Annotated in this window: 16 protein-coding genes; 9 read left to right on the plus strand and 7 right to left on the minus strand. The window is 70.1% G+C overall.

Annotation, left to right across the window (positions count from 1 at the left end; genetic code table 11):
* Positions 1–5: 5 nt before the first annotated feature.
* A complete protein-coding gene (locus ACUN0C_RS09455) occupies positions 6–2057 on the minus strand; it encodes an elongation factor G (RefSeq protein ID WP_445466104.1) in 2052 nt (683 codons plus the stop codon).
* A 279-nt stretch (positions 2058–2336) separates the two neighbouring features.
* On the opposite strand from ACUN0C_RS09455, the gene ACUN0C_RS09460 reads away from it, so the two are divergent.
* From ACUN0C_RS09460 to ACUN0C_RS09470, 3 genes are all read left to right on the plus strand, one after another.
* Positions 2337–2780, plus strand: a complete 444-nt coding sequence (locus ACUN0C_RS09460) for a hypothetical protein (RefSeq protein WP_445466105.1) — start codon at positions 2337–2339, stop codon at positions 2778–2780.
* 71 nt (positions 2781–2851) lie between these two features.
* Entirely contained in the window at positions 2852–3436 is a 585-nt protein-coding gene (locus tag ACUN0C_RS09465) for a ribonuclease T2 family protein (RefSeq protein ID WP_445466106.1), read from the plus strand.
* Positions 3437–3442: 6 nt separating this feature from the next.
* A complete protein-coding gene (locus tag ACUN0C_RS09470) occupies positions 3443–3991 on the plus strand; it encodes a DUF1176 domain-containing protein (protein ID WP_445466107.1) in 549 nt (182 codons plus the stop codon).
* A 78-nt stretch (positions 3992–4069) separates the two neighbouring features.
* Here the strand turns inward: ACUN0C_RS09470 and recA are convergent, their stop codons facing one another.
* The 3 genes from recA to ACUN0C_RS09485 all read right to left on the minus strand — a co-directional run bounded on the left by recA (position 4070) and on the right by ACUN0C_RS09485 (position 8193).
* The gene (gene recA / locus ACUN0C_RS09475; RefSeq protein ID WP_445466108.1) at positions 4070–5146 is read right to left on the minus strand and encodes a recombinase RecA; all 1077 of its coding nucleotides are present in this window, start codon (positions 5144–5146) and stop codon (positions 4070–4072) included.
* Between the two features lie 93 nt (positions 5147–5239).
* Entirely contained in the window at positions 5240–7768 is a 2529-nt protein-coding gene (cckA, locus tag ACUN0C_RS09480; protein ID WP_445466109.1) for a cell cycle histidine kinase CckA, read from the minus strand.
* A gap of 230 nt (positions 7769–7998) precedes the next feature.
* Entirely contained in the window at positions 7999–8193 is a 195-nt protein-coding gene (locus ACUN0C_RS09485; protein ID WP_445466110.1) for a hypothetical protein, read from the minus strand.
* An 816-nt stretch (positions 8194–9009) separates the two neighbouring features.
* On the opposite strand from ACUN0C_RS09485, the gene ACUN0C_RS09490 reads away from it, so the two are divergent.
* Positions 9010–9441 carry a hypothetical protein gene (locus tag ACUN0C_RS09490; protein WP_445466111.1) on the plus strand — a complete coding sequence of 144 codons (432 nt, stop codon included), beginning with the start codon at positions 9010–9012 and terminating at the stop codon, positions 9439–9441.
* 42 nt (positions 9442–9483) lie between these two features.
* Here the strand turns inward: ACUN0C_RS09490 and dksA are convergent, their stop codons facing one another.
* Positions 9484–9897, minus strand: a complete 414-nt coding sequence (gene dksA / locus ACUN0C_RS09495; protein WP_445466112.1) for an RNA polymerase-binding protein DksA — start codon at positions 9895–9897, stop codon at positions 9484–9486.
* Positions 9898–10072: 175 nt separating this feature from the next.
* On the opposite strand from dksA, the gene ACUN0C_RS09500 reads away from it, so the two are divergent.
* The 3 genes from ACUN0C_RS09500 (at position 10073) to ACUN0C_RS09510 (ending at position 12201) form a co-directional block, all read left to right on the plus strand.
* On the plus strand, positions 10073–10450 hold the full coding sequence (locus ACUN0C_RS09500) for a hypothetical protein (protein ID WP_445466113.1): 378 nt from the start codon (positions 10073–10075) through the stop codon (positions 10448–10450).
* Positions 10451–10517: 67 nt separating this feature from the next.
* Positions 10518–11357, plus strand: coding sequence for an AAA family ATPase (locus ACUN0C_RS09505; RefSeq protein ID WP_445466114.1), 840 nt, complete (start codon positions 10518–10520; stop codon positions 11355–11357).
* 13 nt (positions 11358–11370) lie between these two features.
* On the plus strand, positions 11371–12201 hold the full coding sequence (locus ACUN0C_RS09510; protein ID WP_445466115.1) for an MBL fold metallo-hydrolase: 831 nt from the start codon (positions 11371–11373) through the stop codon (positions 12199–12201).
* Positions 12202–12217: 16 nt separating this feature from the next.
* Here ACUN0C_RS09510 and ACUN0C_RS09515 read toward each other — a convergent pair whose 3' ends face one another.
* Together ACUN0C_RS09515 and ACUN0C_RS09520 are read right to left on the minus strand one after the other, a co-directional pair.
* Positions 12218–12667 carry a host attachment family protein gene (locus tag ACUN0C_RS09515; RefSeq protein WP_445466116.1) on the minus strand — a complete coding sequence of 150 codons (450 nt, stop codon included), beginning with the start codon at positions 12665–12667 and terminating at the stop codon, positions 12218–12220.
* A 66-nt stretch (positions 12668–12733) separates the two neighbouring features.
* Positions 12734–13975 (minus strand): FAD-dependent oxidoreductase, encoded by a 1242-nt coding sequence (locus tag ACUN0C_RS09520; protein WP_445466117.1) that lies wholly within the window; start codon positions 13973–13975, stop codon positions 12734–12736.
* Positions 13976–14130: 155 nt separating this feature from the next.
* Here ACUN0C_RS09520 and ACUN0C_RS09525 point away from each other — a divergent pair, with 155 nt between their 5' ends.
* Complete coding sequence (locus tag ACUN0C_RS09525) at positions 14131–15471, plus strand: hypothetical protein (protein ID WP_445466118.1); 1341 nt, start codon at positions 14131–14133, stop codon at positions 15469–15471.
* Between the two features lie 2 nt (positions 15472–15473).
* Positions 15474–16334 carry an ATP-dependent Clp protease proteolytic subunit gene (locus tag ACUN0C_RS09530; RefSeq protein WP_445466119.1) on the plus strand — a complete coding sequence of 287 codons (861 nt, stop codon included), beginning with the start codon at positions 15474–15476 and terminating at the stop codon, positions 16332–16334.
* Positions 16335–16340 lie beyond the last annotated feature (6 nt).

Genomic DNA, 16340 nt, shown 5'->3' on the forward strand with positions numbered 1-16340 from the left:
CCGGCCTAAGCGGCTTTCTTCCCCGCGCTCGCCAGCACGTCGTCGGCGAGGCGGCCCTGCACCTCGGCGAGGTGGTCGAAGGTCGTCGTGAAGGTGCCGACGCCGGCCGTCGCGGAGCGGAGCTCGATGATGAGGTCGGCGATCTCCGCCTCCGGGATGAGCGCCTCGACCACGTCCCAGCCGTTCCAGCCCGGCCGCGCGTCGTAGCCCATCAGCTGGCCGCGCCGGCTGGAAACGATGGCGTTGACGCGTGCCGTCGCCTCGTTGGGCACCGCCACGGAGACCTTCAGGATCGGTTCAAGCAGGACCGGCTGGCACTCCGGAAGCGCCTCGCGCATGCCGAGGATGGCCGCCATGCGGAACGCCTGCTCGGAGGAATCGACCGTGTGATAGGAGCCGTCGGCGAGCGTCACCGCCACGTCGACCACCGGGAATCCGCCGAGCGGACCCGCCTGCAGCGCTTCGCGGACGCCCGCCTCGACCGCCGGGATGTACTGCTTGGGCACGACGCCGCCGGTGATCGCGCTCGAAAACTCGATGCCCGACCCGCGCGGCAGCGGCTTCACCTCGAGCACCACGTCGCCGAACTGGCCGTGCCCGCCGCTCTGCTTCTTGTGCCGGCCGCGCTTAGTCGCCGAGCCGCGGATCGTCTCGCGGTAGGGTACCAGGGCCGGGCTCGTCGCCAGCGCGAGGCCGTATTTGTTGGCGAGCCGCTCGACGGCGACGCGCAGATGCATTTCCCCCTGGCCGCCGATGAGCGTCTCGCCGGTGTCCTGGCGATGGGTGACGATGAGGGAGGGATCCTCCTCCCCCATGCGGGCGAGCGCGGCGGAGAGCTTCACCTCGTCCTTGCGCTCGCCGAGCTTCACGACCTTCTGGAGAACCGGCTGCTGCGGCTCGCGGACCGCAACGGCCGGCGCCGCGGCGCCCCGCGCGACGAGCGTATCGCCGGTGCGAACGGCATCCATCTTTCCGAGCGCCACCGTCTCGCCCGCCTCCGCTGCTCCGCGCTTCGCCGCCTTCTGGCCGACGAGGCGGCTGATGCCGCCGACCTTCCCCGCCTCGCCCTGCGGCGCCAGGAGTTCGGCCCCCTCCTCGACGCGCCCGGCCAGAATGCGCGCGACCGAGAGCTTGCCGCCGTGGGTGGTGTGGATGGTCTTCATGACCTGAACGACCGGGCCTGCCAAGTCGCCGAGCCCGAGCCGCTCGCACGTCTCGCGGATGCCGGGCGCCTCGTGACGGAGCGCCTTGAGGAGCCGCAGGATGCCGTTGCCGTTCATTGCCGAGCCGATCAGGACCGGCACGATCTCGCCTTCGCGGAGTTCCCGGACGAGGTCGGCGAAGATGGCGTCGCGCGGCGGCTCGATCTCCTCGAGCAACTGCTCCATGAGGGCGTCGTCATGATCGGCGAGCGTCTCCAGCATGGTGTAGCGCGCTTCCTTCCGCCGCGCCTCGTCGTCTCCGCCGACGTCGATGATCTCGCTCGCCGCGTGCTCGCGGTAAACGAAGGCGCGGTCGAGCGCGAGATCGATGAACCCGGTCGCGATGCCGTCCTTCCAGATCGGAATCTGCCGGAGCACGAGCGGCGTCTGGGACGCGGGCTGGAGAAGCGCGAGCGCCTCGCGCACGCCGATATTCGCCTTGTCGATCTTGTTGAGGAAGAGGAAGCGCGGAATGTTGCGCTCCTCGAGCCCGCGCAGGACGACCTGGAGGGCGGGGATCTTCTTCTCGTCGGGTTCGGCGACGACGATCGCCGCATCGACGGCCGCCAGCGCGGGCTCCATCTCGTATGTGAACTCGACCGATCCGGGGCAGTCGATGAAGGTGTAGCTGTCGCCGAGGAAGTCGGTCTCGGCGATGTTGCACTCCACGCTCATGCCGTGGGCGCGCGCCTCGCGGGAACTGTCGCCGACGCTGTTGCCGCCGGTCACGGAGCCCGGTTTCTCGATCGCGCCGGTGCGGGCGAGGATCTCTTCGAGCACCGTCGTCTTGCCGCTGGCGAACGGGCCGACAATGGCAATGCAGCGGGGTCCGCTCCTGCGTGCGCTATCGGTCATGATTCCTCCCTGCGCGCCCTCGATCGCCACCGGCGGGCAGCCACGCGGCCTTTGCCGAAGCGTGAGAGGTCCGATCTCTTCCTTCGGGCGCGGGTGGGGCACGGCATTGCGCCCGCCCCGGCCGAGGGCTCGTGAAATCGTCTCAGTCGGCACGGGCTTTGGCAAGAGGAGTCCGCCGGGGGGGCCGTGCGCATTGCCGCGCCGGAGCCCGCCCGCACGCGGAGATTCTTGATTCCGCGCCGCTGCGCAGGCATGGTTCGAAGCCCCAAGGAGGTCCCGATGCGCTCATGCCTGCTGTCCGCCGCCGCCGCATGCCTCACCGCCGCGACGATGGCGGGGACCGCATCGGCCGCCGATCTTTCGGTCCGGATAGGTCCGGCGGCCGCGGTCGCCGTCGTGGAAACCCCGTGCAGCCGCCCCAAAGTCATCGGCCGCATCCTGGAGCGCTTTGCCTGGGCCGAGCGCCACACCTGGCAGCGCGGCTTCGCGATGCAGCGCATCGACTATCCGCGCGTGCGTCCCGACGAGCACCAGGCGATCCGGATGATCCCGACCACCTTCTGCGAGGGCTCCGCGGTGATGACCGACGGAAGCGTGCGCACGGTCTACTATACGATCGAGGAGCAGACCGGCTTCGCCTCGATCGGGACGGGCATCGACTTCTGCGTGCTCGGGCTCGATCCCTGGTACGTGCACGACGCGGCCTGCCGAACCGTCCGTTGAGGCTCGCGGCCGCCGCGTTCGCCGCGTACCTCCTCCATGCGGCGCCCGGCAGCGCTTCGGCGGGCGAAAGCGTGGGCCATAGGGCTGGCGACTTCGCCTTCTACGTGCTCGCTCTCTCCTGGCATCCGAGCCATTGCGCGCTCAGGGACACCGGGCGGCGCAGCCCCGAATGCGACGATGGCGTCCGCCACGCCTTCACGGTTCACGGGCTCTGGCCGCAGCACGAGGCGGGCTATCCCGAATTCTGCGAAAGCGCGGGCCCGTCCCGGGTGCCGAACAGCCTGGCCCGCTCGGTTGCCGATCTCATTCCCGATGCCGGCGCCGCAGGCTGGCAGTGGCGCAAGCATGGACGCTGCACCGGGCTCGACCAGGACGGCTATTTCGAAACGATGCGCGCCGCCTTCGCCCGGGTGCGGATTCCCGAAAGCCTCGGCGATGCGGATCGGGCGCGGACGTTCTCGGCGCGCGATGTCGAGCACGCCTTCATCGCGGCCAATCCCGGCATGAGCGAGCGCGGGATCGCACTGTCCTGCCGCGGCGGCCATCTCGCCGACGTCCGCATCTGCATGACGCGCGAACTCCAGTTCCGCCGCTGCCCCGAAGTCGACCGGAACGGCTGCCAGGATCGCCGACTGAGGCTCCCCGCTGCACGGTGAACGACGATGAGAGACGGAATCCTCGCCGGATTGATCCTGCTCGCGGCGGCCCCCGCCGCGGCCGCCCAGACGGGCCCGGTACCGCCTGACGGCGCGCCCCCGGAGCAGGAGACCTCGATCGGCATGGTGCTCGCCAGGCATGCCGAATCCGACTGCGAGGACCCGGCCTCCGACCACATGAAACGGTTTCCTGGCATTGCGTCGGCGCTTAGCCCGACCGCCACGCTCTTCGCGATCCCGTGCACCGCAAGCGGCGTGAACACCACCTATCGCCTCTATGTCCGCGAAAGCGGAGAAGTCGGCGGCGTCACCGTTCTCTACTTCGCGACCTGGTCGAAGGAGCACGGCTGGAGCGGCACCGACCTCCTCTACAATGTCGCCCTGGACGGCCCGCGCCTCACGGCACATTACAAGGCTTCGCCGAAGGGCGATTGCGGCACCTATGCCGAATGGACCTGGACCGACTACGCCTACCGCCTCGACCGCTTCGCCGTGGAGGAGAAATGCCAGGGCCGGCGGCCGGCAGACTGGCGCCGGGTCTACCCGGCAAGCTAGCGCTCCGCCGCCCAGCGAAGCGCCGGTCCGCGACGCGCGGCAAAGGCCCGGCCGGACGCCCGGCCGGGCGGTGCCGGTTCAGGCCTCCTCGGCCAGGTCGGCAGGCGGCGAATCGAGCAGCTGGCTGGCGATCAGGCCGGAATGCTGGCGGATCGCCTGTTCGATCTCGTCGGCGATCTTCGGGTTGTCCTTCAGGAACTGCTTGGCATTCTCGCGGCCCTGGCCGAGCCGCTGGCTGTCGTAGGAGTACCAGGCGCCGGACTTCTCCACGATGCCGGCCTTGACCCCCAGGTCGATGAGCTCGCCGCGCTTCGAAATGCCCTCGCCGTACATGATGTCGAACTCGATCTGCTTGAACGGCGGCGCGAGCTTGTTCTTCACCACCTTCACGCTGGTCTGGTTGCCGACGACCTCGTCGCGATCCTTGATCTGGCCGATCTTGCGGATGTCGAGCCGGACCGAGGCATAGAACTTCAGCGCATTGCCGCCGGTGGTCGTCTCGGGGCTGCCGAACATGACGCCGATCTTCATCCGGATCTGGTTGATGAAGATCACCATGGTGTTCGAGCGCGAGATCGACGCCGTCAGCTTCCGGAGCGCCTGGCTCATCAGCCGGGCCTGGATGCCCGGGAGCGAGTCGCCCATCTCGCCCTCGAGCTCGGCGCGCGGCGTCAGCGCCGCGACCGAATCGATCACGAGCACGTCGACCGCGCCGGAACGCACCAGCGTGTCGGCGATCTCCAGCGCCTGCTCGCCGGCATCCGGCTGCGAGATCAGCAACTCGTCCAGATCGACGCCGAGCTTGCGTGCATAGATCGGGTCGAGCGCGTGCTCGGCATCGATGAAGGCGCAGATGCCGCCGCGCTTCTGCGCCTCGGCGACCGTGTGAAGCGCCAGCGTCGTCTTGCCCGAGGATTCCGGCCCGTAGATCTCGACGATCCTGCCGCGCGGCAGGCCGCCCACGCCGAGCGCGATGTCGAGGCCGAGCGAGCCGGTCGGGATCGTCGCGATCTCGACGACCTTGCCCTCGCGACCGAGGCGCATGATCGAGCCCTTGCCAAACGAGCGCTCGATCTGGCTGAGGGCGGCATCCAGCGCCCGGGTCTTGTCCATGCCGCCCTTGCTTCCCTCGACAACTTTCAGCGAATTCACCATCTCGCGCACTCCCGTTCAAGGGCTATTCGACCGCATCCCGGCTCCGGATGAGCCTGATCCGTACTCTTTTTGTTCACGTCTGTAAAGAGGCGATCAGCTCTCCCCCAGGCTCTTCTTGACCGCGGTCGCGAGCTCCTTGAGCGAGAACGGCTTCGGCAGGAACTGGAACGACTCGTCCTCGGGCAGGTGCTTGGCGAAGGCGTCCTCGGCATAGCCGGACACGAAGATCACCTTCACCTTCGGCTGCAGCTTCCGGACCTCCGCGATGAGGCTCGGCCCGTCCATTCCCGGCATGACGACGTCGCTGATGACGAGATCGACCGGCTGCTCCAGCTGGCGCATGACCTCCAGCGCCTCGCTGCCCGAAGCGGCCTCGTGAACGCGGTAGCCGCGTGCCGCGAGCGCCCGGCTGGCGAAGGCGCGGACCGCCTCCTCGTCCTCCACCAGCAGGATGCGCGCATTGCCGGTGAGATCGGCAGGGGCGGCGGAAGCGGACTTTCGCGCCGCCTCCTCGTCCGACTTGGGCTGATGGCGCGGCAGCAGGATGCGGAAGACGGAGCCCTCGCCCGGCTTGCTGTCCACGTAGATGTAGCCGCCGGTCTGTTTCACGATCCCGTAGACGGTTGAAAGGCCGAGGCCCGTCCCCTTGCCCACCTCCTTAGTGGAGAAGAACGGCTCGAAGATCTTCTCCACCACGTCCGGGGCCATGCCCGTCCCGGTGTCGGCGACCTCGATCAGGACGAAGTCGCCGGGCCGGAAACCCTGCTCGCGATAGCCGGCGGTCTCCGCTTCGGGAACGTTCCGGGTCCGGATCGTCAGCGTGCCGCCCTCCGGCATGGCATCGCGCGCGTTCACGGCGAGATTGACGATCACCTGCTCGAGCTGGTTCAGGTCGGCCCGGATCGGCCAGAGATCGCGGCCGTGCTCGACCTTCAGCTGGACCCGCTCGCCGAGCAGCCGGTCGAGCAGGACGGAGAGATCGGAGAGCACGTCGGCGAGGTCGATCGTCTTCGGCCTCAGCGTCTGCCGGCGCGAGAACGCGAGGAGCTGGCGCACGAGCCCCGCCGCCCGGTTCGCGTTCTGCTTGATGTTCATGATGTCCTGGAACGCCGGGTCGGTCGGCCGATGGCTGGTGAGCAGCAGATCCGAGAAGCCGATGATGGCGGTCAGGACGTTGTTGAAGTCGTGCGCGATGCCGCCGGCGAGCTGCCCGACCGCCTGCATCTTCTGGCTCTGGGCGAACTGCGCCTCCAGCGCGCGCTGCTCGGTCGTCTCGAGCGCATAGATGATCGCCGCGTCCTCGCTCTCCTGCGCCTCCACGATCGGGCTGACGAAGAAGCGCGCGCTCCGCTCCGGCGCGTCCGCGAAGGCAGCGTCGACGGGCGGGATGTCGTTCTGCCCGGCGATCGCCGCATCGACTGCGGCGGCGAGCGCCGCACGGTCGCCCGGCTGGACGACGTCGGCGAGGCGTCGCGGCTGCCCGCTTGCGGCGGCCCGGCCGAACAGCATCACGAACCGGGCATTCGTGAGCGCGAGCTGGCCGCTCCTGTCGACGGATGCGATCGCCATCGGCGTGTTGTTGAAGAAGCGCGCGAACCGCATCTCGGCGATGCGGCCGGCTTCCCTGTCGTCGCGCAGGCGCATGTCGAGGACGAGCGTGCGGGACGCGCCGATCGTGCCGTCCGGCGCGAGCGGCACCCGGTGCAGGAGCCGGACCGGCAGCCGCGTGCCGTCGGTGCGGACGAGGTCGACGTCGATGCTCTCCGAGCCGGATCCGCCGCGCGTCGGGCTCGCCGCCTGGAGAACGGAGAGGCTCTCGACGGTCAGGAAGCTCCGGATGTGGTGGGCGCCCGGCTCGAACTCGGCCAGATCGATGCCGAGCCATTCGGCGAGGGTGGCGTTCAGGTACCGGATCCGGCCGTCCGGCTCGAGCGAGAAGAAACCGGCCGGCGCGTGGTCGAGGTAATCGATCGCGTTCTGCAGCTCGCGGAAGATGTTCTCCTGGTGCTCGCGCTCGCGGGTGATGTCCGCGACGAGCCAGGCGACCTGGTCGCGGCCGGCAGCGATCGGGTTGACGCGGATGCGATACCAGCGCGCCGCGCTCGCCCGGCCGCCGATGCCGCCCGGCATGCGGACCTCCTCGGTCGCGCGCCTGCCCTGCTCGACCGCGGCCGCCAGCCGGTAGATCGCTTCCGATGCGTCGGGATTGCCCGAGAAGAGCCGTTCCACGGACGGCACGTCCGCGCCCTGCTCCACCCCGGCGAGTTTCAGATAGGCGGGGTTCGCTTTGACCGGGTTGCCGTGACCCGTGGCGATCAGGGCGCCGTCGGAGAGCGCCTCCAGGAAGGCGCGCGCGTTCTCGCCCTCTTCCGTGCCCGACGGCGGCGAGGAACGGAAGGCGAGCAGGCCGGCCGCCGCGGCGAAGAGCGCTACGACCCCGGCAGTCGCCAGCAGCCCCAGCGCGGCCAGGACGATGACGTTGGCGAGAGCCGGCGGCAACGCCCAGTAGGCGCCGGCGGCGACGAGAAGCCCCAGCCCAAGCAACAGAAGCAGCAGAGGATTGCCCGTCCGGGCGGGCCGCGTCGTCATCGCCGCATCCGTCTCGATTTGCCCCATCGCCATAACTCTGCCCCATGGGCGGCCGATTCGGCGCGGCATTGCCCGGGCGACCTTGGACCGGGCGCGGCGGCTTTTCAACGCCGCGCACGCCCGTCGAAAGCCGACGATGCGTTTGAAGAGGAGCCGCCCGAACGGTATGGATGCAAGGCCAGGAACAACGCGCCCGCCCATCCGACGGGACCGCGGAGGAGATGCAGATGGGCGATATGATTTCAGCACTGCTGGGCGAGGGCTCAGCGATCGCGATCGTCGCCGGTGCGCTCGCGGTCGTTCTCCTGCTCGGGCTGCTGCTGATCATGCTGAGCCGCCTGCTGCGGGGCCGCGTGCGCCGCCATGAGGGCAGCGGGCCGCGCCTCGCCGTCGTCGATCACGTCGCGATCGACGACCGTCGGCGGCTCGTCCTCGTCCGGCGCGACGGGGTCGAGCACCTCATCATGATCGGCGGGCCATCGGACATCGTGGTCGAGGCCGGGATCGGCGCGGTGCGTCCGCAGCAGGAGCCTGCGCAGCGGCCCGCGCCCGTGCGGGATCGCGCCGAAGCGCGGCTCGATACGCCTGCCCCTGCGCCGGGCCGTCCCCGCCCACAGGCCGCGGCGGAAGCGAACAGGTCGGGGATTCGGCCGCCGGCAGCACCCTCTCCCGAACCTGCGAGAGCCCAGGCCGAGCTCCGGCCTCCGCTGAAGACCGGCGCCGAAGCGCCGATGCACGTGCGCAAGGCCGAGAGGGACCCGGTTGGCATCGGCCGCGAACCGGCATCGGCGGGCGCACCTGCCGAGCCGGCGAAGGCATCAAGCGCGGCTCCAAGCCGCACTGCCGCACCGCCGCCGCCCATGGTCGGGCCAGCCCCCACCCTTGCCGCGGGGGATCGGGCGGCCGCGCAGCAGGAGACCGCGAAAGCGCGCGCCGAACGCGGCGAGCGTGCGCGCCCGAACGAGGGCGCCAGGGGAACGGAGCCGCCGCCGCGGGACCCGCCGCGCCAGGCACCCCGTGCCACGACAATCGACATTCCGCCCGATGCGGACACGGCGGCACGGCGTCCGGCGCAGCAGCCGACACCCGTGCCGCCATTGCCGCCGCTCGGGGAGACGGCGGTCCAGGCCGCACCGGCCGCGCCTCCGGCGGCACGACCCGGCCCGGCAGCCGCCGAGGCGAGGCCGGCATTTCGTTCGCAAGGGGTGACGGCGCCTCCGCCCGCTTTCCCGGCCGGGTCGGCACCGCCGGCTCCGGTGCCCCATTCGCCGGCCATGCGGCAGCCGACCGCGGCGCCGGCTCCGGCGTCGTCTTCCTCCCAGCCCCCAGCCGGCGGCGTGCCCGGCGCGAAGGCGCCTGCGACCGCTCCGACCACGCTCGGCGACCTGGCCGAGCAGCTCGAAGTGGCGCTCGCCAAACAGGCGCGGGAACCGGCCGGAGACCTGCGGAGGCAGGTTGGCCCGATGGAAACGGAGCGCGCCCCCGCATCCCCCGCCGCGCCGGAAGGCCGGGATCGACCGGCCCCGCCGCTCATTCCTCCGGCCCCTGCGGTCCAGCCGGTTCGCGAATCCGTCGCGCAGATCGAGCGCACCGATGATGCGGCGGTGATCGACCTGGAGGCCCGGCGCCGCGAAACGCAGGACGCGCTGGAGGACGAGATGGCGCGCCTCCTGGGCGAGCTCACCACGGAAACGAACAGGCGATGAAAGGGTCGGCCGGGACGCCCGCCCCGGCCCTTTCCGGGATCTCTATTCGTCCCGGTAGACGCGCTCGCGGCGCTCGTGGCGCTCCTGCGCCTCGATGGAAAGCGTGGCGATCGGCCGGGCATCCAGCCGCTTCAGGCTGATCGGCTCGCCCGTTTCCTCGCAATAGCCGTAGGTGCCGTCCTCGATGCGCTTCAGTGCCGCATCGATCTTGGCGATCAGTTTCCGCTGCCGGTCGCGCGCCCTGAGCTCGATCGACCGGTCGGTCTCCGAAGATGCCCGATCCGCCAGATCAGGATGATTCTGGTTATCGAGCTGAAGTGCTTCCAAGGTTTCCCGGCTCTCGACCAGGATCTCTTCTTTCCAGTCCAGCAGTTTCTGGCGAAAATACTCGCGCTGCCGTTCATTCATGAACGGCTCGTCGTCGCTCGGGCTATAAACCCGATCCTCCTCCAACATCATCGGCCCGACCCCAATGTGTTGCCCCGTTCCCTGTGGGGAGCGCATATACGGAGATCGAGCGGCGGTGACAAGCTATGCGGGAATGAAGTTTTCATGAAAAGGCGCGCGACCCGAACGCCTTAGCTTGGCCATACTTACCGGCTGTTAAGGGCCGGAAGGGGACATTTCGTTCATGACCGAATCGGGTGAGGGCGCCGCTTCGAACGCGGTTCGCTCGGCAGAAGCCATGCTCGCTGCAGTCGCACGCGCCGAATCGGCGGTGATCGACGCGATCGAGCGCGTCTGCGCCGCGCTCCGCACCGGCCGCCGCGACGAGGCCCAGCATTTGCAGCTCCGCCTCGGCGACGCCTCGCGCGGCTATCTCGAAGCGATCCGCATGGCGCAGGCGCGGCTGGCCGCGTTCGAGCGGACGGCCCCCGACCTTCGGCTGCGGCTCGAGGCGCAGCGCAGCGCGTTCGCCGCGCTGCTCAAGATCGAGCTCGCCGTGCTGGCCGCCGTCCGGGCCGCCGCCGCGTTCGACGGCGTACCGCCCCTCGACGCCGCCGCCTGACGGCCGGCTTGCCGCGGGCGAGCGGAGCCCGTACCACCGTGATCTCTCCAGGAGGGACGGTGCCACGATGGGATTTTCCGGAACCGAGCGCTACGTCGCCACCGACGACCTGAAGGTCGCCGTCAACGCCGCCGTCGTGCTGCAGCGCCCCCTCCTCGTGAAGGGCGAGCCGGGCACGGGCAAGACTGAGCTTGCGCGCGAGGTGGCGAGGAGCCTTTCCGCGCCGCTCATCGAATGGCACGTCAAGTCGACGACGAAGGCGGCCCAGGGCCTCTACGAGTACGATGCGGTGGCCCGCCTGCGCGACAGCCAGCTCGGCGATCCGCGCGTCTCCGACATCCGGAACTACATCCGCCGCGGCAAGCTGTGGGAAGCCTTCACGAGCCCGGCGAGGCCGGTCCTCCTCATCGACGAGATCGACAAGGCCGACATCGAGTTCCCGAACGATCTCCTGCAGGAACTCGACCGCATGGAGTTCCACGTCTACGAGACGGGCGAGACGGTGCGGGCCGAAGTCCGCCCCGTCGTCATCATAACCTCGAACAACGAGAAGGACCTGCCGGACGCGTTCCTGCGCCGCTGCTTCTTCCACTACATCGCCTTTCCCGACCGCGAGACGATGGAGCGGATCGTCGAGGTGCATTTTCCCGGGCTGAAGCAGCGGCTCCTCCGGGAAGCGCTCGCCGCCTTCTACGACCTCCGCGAGGTGCCCGGCCTCCGGAAGAAGCCCTCCACGTCCGAGCTCCTCGACTGGATCAAGCTCCTCCTCAACGAGGACGTCGACCCCGCCACGCTCAGGGAGAAGAACGCGGCAAAGGCGATCCCGCCGCTCTACGGCGCCCTCCTCAAGAACGAGCAGGACGTCCATATCTTCGAGAAGCTCGCCTTCATGAGCCGGCGCGGCTGAGCGGGGCGGCGGCGTGACGCCCTTCATCTGCACGACCTGCGGCACCCAGTTCGCGCCCGGCACCCGTCCGCCGGAGCATTGCCCGATCTGCGAGGACGAGCGGCAATATGTCGGGCCGGGCGGTCAGTCCTGGACCACGCTTGAAGAGCTTCGGTCGCGCCACGCCAACAGCTTCGCCGAATGCGAGCCGGATCTCTTCGCAATCCGCACGGTGCCCGCATTCGCCATCGGCCAGCGCGCTTTCCTCCTGCGCACACCGGCCGGGAACGTGCTCTGGGACTGTCTCGCTCTGATCGACGGCGCGACCATCGAGATCGTCCGCGCGCTCGGCGGCCTGTCCGCGATCGCCATCTCGCACCCCCACTACTATACGACCATGGTCGAATGGGCGGAGGCGTTCGACGCACCCGTCCACCTGCACGAAGGCGACCGCGAATGGGTGATGCGGCCGAGCCCGATGCTGCGCTTCTGGTCGGGCGACCGCCTCGTCCTGCAGGATGGCGTCACGCTGATCCGGTGCGGCGGGCATTTCGAAGGCGGCACGGTGCTGCACTGGTCCGCCGGAGCGGAGGGCAAGGGAGCGCTTCTTCCCGGCGACGTCCTCCAGGTCGTGGAGGACAACCGGCACGTCTCCTTCATGCGCAGCTACCCGAACCTCATCCCCCTCTCCGGCGCGGTGGTTCGCCGGATCGTGGAGAGGCTCGAGCCGCTCGCATTCGACCGCGTCCACGGCGCCTTCCGCCAGCGCTCGATCCGGAGCGGCGGCAAGGACGCCGTCCTGCGTTCCGCGGAGCGCTACGTCCGCGCCGTCTCGGGCGAGGGCCCGGCCGACGCCGAGCCCTGAAGAGGCGCCCGGCCGATCAGGATCGGGTCAGCATCTTCTCGATCTGGTTGACGGGGTGGTTGGTGAGCGTCTTGTCGACCTCGGCGACGACGCGCGCGCTCACCTCGCCATGGAGCGCCTTCCGCAGGTCGCCGAGCGTGGTCGGCGGCGCGATGATGACCAGGCGGTCGAACTGCCGCCGGTGCGCCTTCTTGTAGAGCATGTCGGCAAGGTCCTTGGCGAACCGCTCCTTCTCGAAGCGGTGCCAGTCGGTCTCCTCCATCGCGCTCTTGTGGCCAGGGCCGGCGTCATACATGCGGCCCGGCCGGTCCGTCCCCTGCTCGCGCGTCGCGGGGTTCTCGTGCTCGACGAGGTCGATCACCGCAAGGTTCGGGTAGTCGGCGTCGCCGTCATTGCGGAAGAGCATGGCCTTGACGCCGTCGCCCACCAGCACCCAGTCCCCGTTCCGGATCGAGACACCGTCCATGTGATGCGCTCCTTTTCATTGCCGTCGCGAATGCAAGATAGGGCATCCCGCCCGATCGCGAAGGCGTCAGGCCGGCATTCGTTCCGCGGTTCGAACGTGCTCCGGGCGGAACCCCATGCCGATCAGGCGCGCGGGAATGCGGCGGAGAACCGGGAAGCGGGCGAGCAACCGGAGCGGGGGCGGAACGGCGACGCGCTCCCGCCGCGCGAGCGTCGGCGCGATGACGCGATTCTGCAGGAGGACCTGCAGCCGCTGGGTGGCGCGCGTCGGCCAGATGCGGCGCTTCTCCACGGCGGCGAGGTCCGAATCGGCCAACGTGCCGCCCCGAAGCGGCTCCGCCAGGATGTTCGCGGCGGCGATCGCGTCCTGCACGGCGAGGTTGATGCCGACGCCGCCGATCGGCGACATCGCATGGGCCGCATCGCCGATGCACAGCAGCCCCGGCCGCCACCATCGCTCCAGCCTGTCGACCGCGACGGTGAGGAGCTTCACCTCGTCCCAGCTCGCAATCTCCTCGACGCGGTCCTTCAGGAACGGCACGAGCGCCGCAAGCGTGCGCCGGAAGGCGTCGAGGCCCTCGCGCCGCAGCGAGTCGTAGGTGCCCTTCGGGATCACGTCGGCGCACTGCCAATAGTCGCCGCGGTTGATCAGGACGACCATGTGCCCGGCGTCGATCCGGCCGAGCGAAAGCTCCGGGTCGTCCGGGCGCCGCGACAGCCGCATCCAGAGCACGTCCATCGGCGCGCCGAGATCGACCGGCGTCAGCCCGGCCAGCGCGCGGATGTTCGAATGCCGTCCGTCCGCGCCGACCACGAGGCTTGCACGGATCGCGAGGGGGCCGTCGGGCCCCTCGACGCGGGCGCCCGTCACCCGCCCCTCCTCCTCGATCAGTCCCGTGACCTTCGTCTCCATCATCAGGCGGAAGCCCGGGTAGCGGCGGCCCTCCGTGGCGAGGAAATCGAGGAACTCCCATTGCGGCATGAAGGCCACGAACCGGCAGGTGGTCGGCAGATGCGCGAAGTCCGCGACGACGACCTCCTCGTCGCCGACCCAGGCCGCCAGCCGGCGGGTCTCGGCGTGCGGGCGCTCCAGGAAGTGCTCGAGCAGCCCGAGTTCCTTCATCACCTCCAGCGTGGAAGGGTGGATGGTGTCCCCGCGGAAATCGCGGAGGAAGTCGGCATGCTTCTCGCAGACGATCACGTCGACGCCCGCCCGCGCCAGCAGGAAGCCGAGCATCATGCCGGCCGGCCCGCCCCCGGCGACGAGGCAGGTGGTGGTCTCGATCCCGTTGCATTCGTCCGCGCTCATCCGACCTCCCGATTGCGCCGCTGGCGGCGCTCGGCGCCTTTCAGCGGCCACATTTCGATTGCCGTGTTCGCAGCGAGTATAGGATCATGCGGCCGGATGCCGCCAACCGGCCGACGCCGCCATCCGTGCCGGCAGCGGCGCCGAGGGAGAGGCAAATGGCGCGGGCGCTCCGGCAGGGCATCGAATCCCTTCAACTTACGACCAGGGCGACGCTGGCGGTGCTCGCGCTCGCCTCCGGCGTCTACACCTATCTCGGCGTGCGCGAGCTCCTGAACGGCGACGCGACGCTCACCTTCTTCGGCGCGATCATCTATTCCTCCGCCGTCTCCGTCGCCATCTACGCCTTCTGGACCTACCTCATGCGCTTCCTGCCGCTGGTGCGGGACGGCGCGGCGCGGCGCGCCCTCGTCGCCGCGATGGTGCTCGGCTCGCTGATGATCGTGGCGATGTCGTCCTGGCTCAACGCCGCAGCGCTCGCCGGCTCGGCCGCGCTCGAACAGCACCTCGCCAACACGCTCGAGGATTTCGCGCAGGACTTGGACGCCGCGCACAACAACGCGCTCGCGGCGCAGTCCCTCCTTCCGGACATCCAGCTTGCCTCCGAGCGATTCGCACGGCTCGCGGAGGAGGAGCGGGCCTCGGGCGCGCTCACCGGCACCTCCGGGCTCGGCACCGTCGTCCAGCTCCTGCAGCAGACGAGCCGCGACCTGGGCACGCTCGGCGAGGAGGTCGCGGCCTCGCGCGAGCGCGTCAAGGTGCTGTTCGAGGAGGGCGGCAAGCACCTCGCGGCGATGCGCGGGCTCGTCTCGGCGCGCGGCGCGATCGCCCCGCGCGCCGACGCGTTCTCCGAGGAAGCGGTGGCGCTGACGGGCGTGATCGCCAGCCTCCAGCAGACGTCGGTGGCGCCCGCCGTCAAGCGCGCCGCGGAGGATCTCAGCACGACCTTCATCGCGCCGATCGCCGGCGGCCTCGACCAGGATCTCCGCAACCGGCAGACCGAGGTGGTGGGCAACGTCGCCGGCGCGGTGGAGTCGCAGTCTAAGGCGCTCGCCGCAGCCGCCAACGAGATCCTCGCCCGTCCGTCCGTCGTGCCCGGCCGCTTCGTGCCCCTGTCGACCCCGGAGGCCGTGCTCCGCTATGCGGGCGATTTCCTGCCGTCCTGGGCCGGCGCGATCTCGATCGACCTGCTGCCGGCCGTGCTCGTCTTCATCCTCGTTGCGGTGCATGCCGCGATCCGCCGCGAGGAGGAGCCGCAGGCGTCGGAGGCGGTGATGACGGCGGCCGACATGATGTCGGCGCTCCGGCTCTACGAGCGGATGCGGCGCGAGGACATCGCCATCAACCGCCTCGACCAGCCGCCCGCCGCCCACGCCCCCGCCCCGGCTGCAGACGAACCCGCCGCCGCGGTCCCGCCGACCGTCGCCGCCGAGCCGGCTTCCGGCAAGGTCACCCCGCTCACGCCCGGTGCGCGCGGCCGCACCGAGACGGGAGGCTAGCGATGGCTCTCCGCAGGCGGCGATTTCCCGAAGGCAGCTTCCTCTGGTTCACCTTCTGCGGCCTCGTCGCGACGACCGCGGTCATGCTGCATACCGACCTGCGCGACCTTCTGGACCAGCAGTCGCTCGCGCCGTTCGCCATGCCGACGCCGGTCCGCATGGAGCGCCCGGAGAAGAACGACCAGATCCGGCCCTATCTGCCGACGGCCCGCCCGGTCGCCCCTGACGAAACAGGGCCGAGCCCCGGCCGCACGCGACCGCGCGACGCGCGCGAGGCGGAGCCGATGACCTTCCGGTTCGGTGCGGGCGGCGCGCTCTACGCGGAAGGCACGGTGACGCCCGGCACGGCAGGCCTGCTGGAGGCCGTTCTCGCGGGCGAGCGCGCCAGGGGCTTGAAGGAGATCGTGCTGCATTCGCCGGGCGGCTCGGTGACCGACGCGATGGCGATGGCGCGGGCGATCCGGAAGAGCGGGCTCGCCACCCACGTGCTCGAAGACGGCTATTGCGCCTCGTCCTGCCCCCTCCTCTTTGCCGGGGGCGCCGAGCGGATCGCCCACCCGAAGGCCTGGATCGGTGTCCATCAGGTCTACACGCTGCCGTCCGCGATGGGCTCGCTCGCCGAAGGCATGGACCAGGCGCAGCGCGTCAGCGCGGAGGCGCAGCTCCTGTTGGTCGAACTCGGCGTAGACCCGCGCGTCTGGGTCCACGCGATGGCGACGCCCAAGACCAAGCTCTATCTGTTCACGCCGGATGAGCTGACGAGCTACGGCCTGGCGACGGAGCTCGAACCGGAGCGCGTCGCCGGCGATCCGCCGCATGCCCGTCCGGTTGCGGCCGTTGCGGAGACCGCCTCCGCCCGCTAGGCAGGC

This window comes from Faunimonas sp. B44 (assembly GCF_052655945.1).

Bases quoted from the DNA above. Each gene is read 5' to 3' on its own strand.
- ACUN0C_RS09455 (WP_445466104.1), bottom strand. From the start codon at position 2,057: ATGACCGATAGCGCACGCAGGAGCGGACCCCGCTGCATTGCCATTGTC.
- cckA (WP_445466109.1), bottom strand. From the start codon at position 7,768: ATGGCGATGGGGCAAATCGAGACGGATGCGGCGATGACGACGCGGCCC.
- ACUN0C_RS09500 (WP_445466113.1), top strand. From the start codon at position 10,073: ATGACCGAATCGGGTGAGGGCGCCGCTTCGAACGCGGTTCGCTCGGCA.
- dksA (WP_445466112.1), bottom strand. From the start codon at position 9,897: ATGTTGGAGGAGGATCGGGTTTATAGCCCGAGCGACGACGAGCCGTTC.
- ACUN0C_RS09520 (WP_445466117.1), bottom strand. From the start codon at position 13,975: ATGAGCGCGGACGAATGCAACGGGATCGAGACCACCACCTGCCTCGTC.
- ACUN0C_RS09490 (WP_445466111.1), top strand. From the start codon at position 9,010: ATGCGGCAGCCGACCGCGGCGCCGGCTCCGGCGTCGTCTTCCTCCCAG.
- ACUN0C_RS09525 (WP_445466118.1), top strand. From the start codon at position 14,131: ATGGCGCGGGCGCTCCGGCAGGGCATCGAATCCCTTCAACTTACGACC.
- recA (WP_445466108.1), bottom strand. From the start codon at position 5,146: ATGGTGAATTCGCTGAAAGTTGTCGAGGGAAGCAAGGGCGGCATGGAC.
- ACUN0C_RS09470 (WP_445466107.1), top strand. From the start codon at position 3,443: ATGAGAGACGGAATCCTCGCCGGATTGATCCTGCTCGCGGCGGCCCCC.
- ACUN0C_RS09530 (WP_445466119.1), top strand. From the start codon at position 15,474: ATGGCTCTCCGCAGGCGGCGATTTCCCGAAGGCAGCTTCCTCTGGTTC.
- ACUN0C_RS09505 (WP_445466114.1), top strand. From the start codon at position 10,518: ATGGGATTTTCCGGAACCGAGCGCTACGTCGCCACCGACGACCTGAAG.
- ACUN0C_RS09460 (WP_445466105.1), top strand. From the start codon at position 2,337: ATGCGCTCATGCCTGCTGTCCGCCGCCGCCGCATGCCTCACCGCCGCG.
- ACUN0C_RS09515 (WP_445466116.1), bottom strand. From the start codon at position 12,667: ATGGACGGTGTCTCGATCCGGAACGGGGACTGGGTGCTGGTGGGCGAC.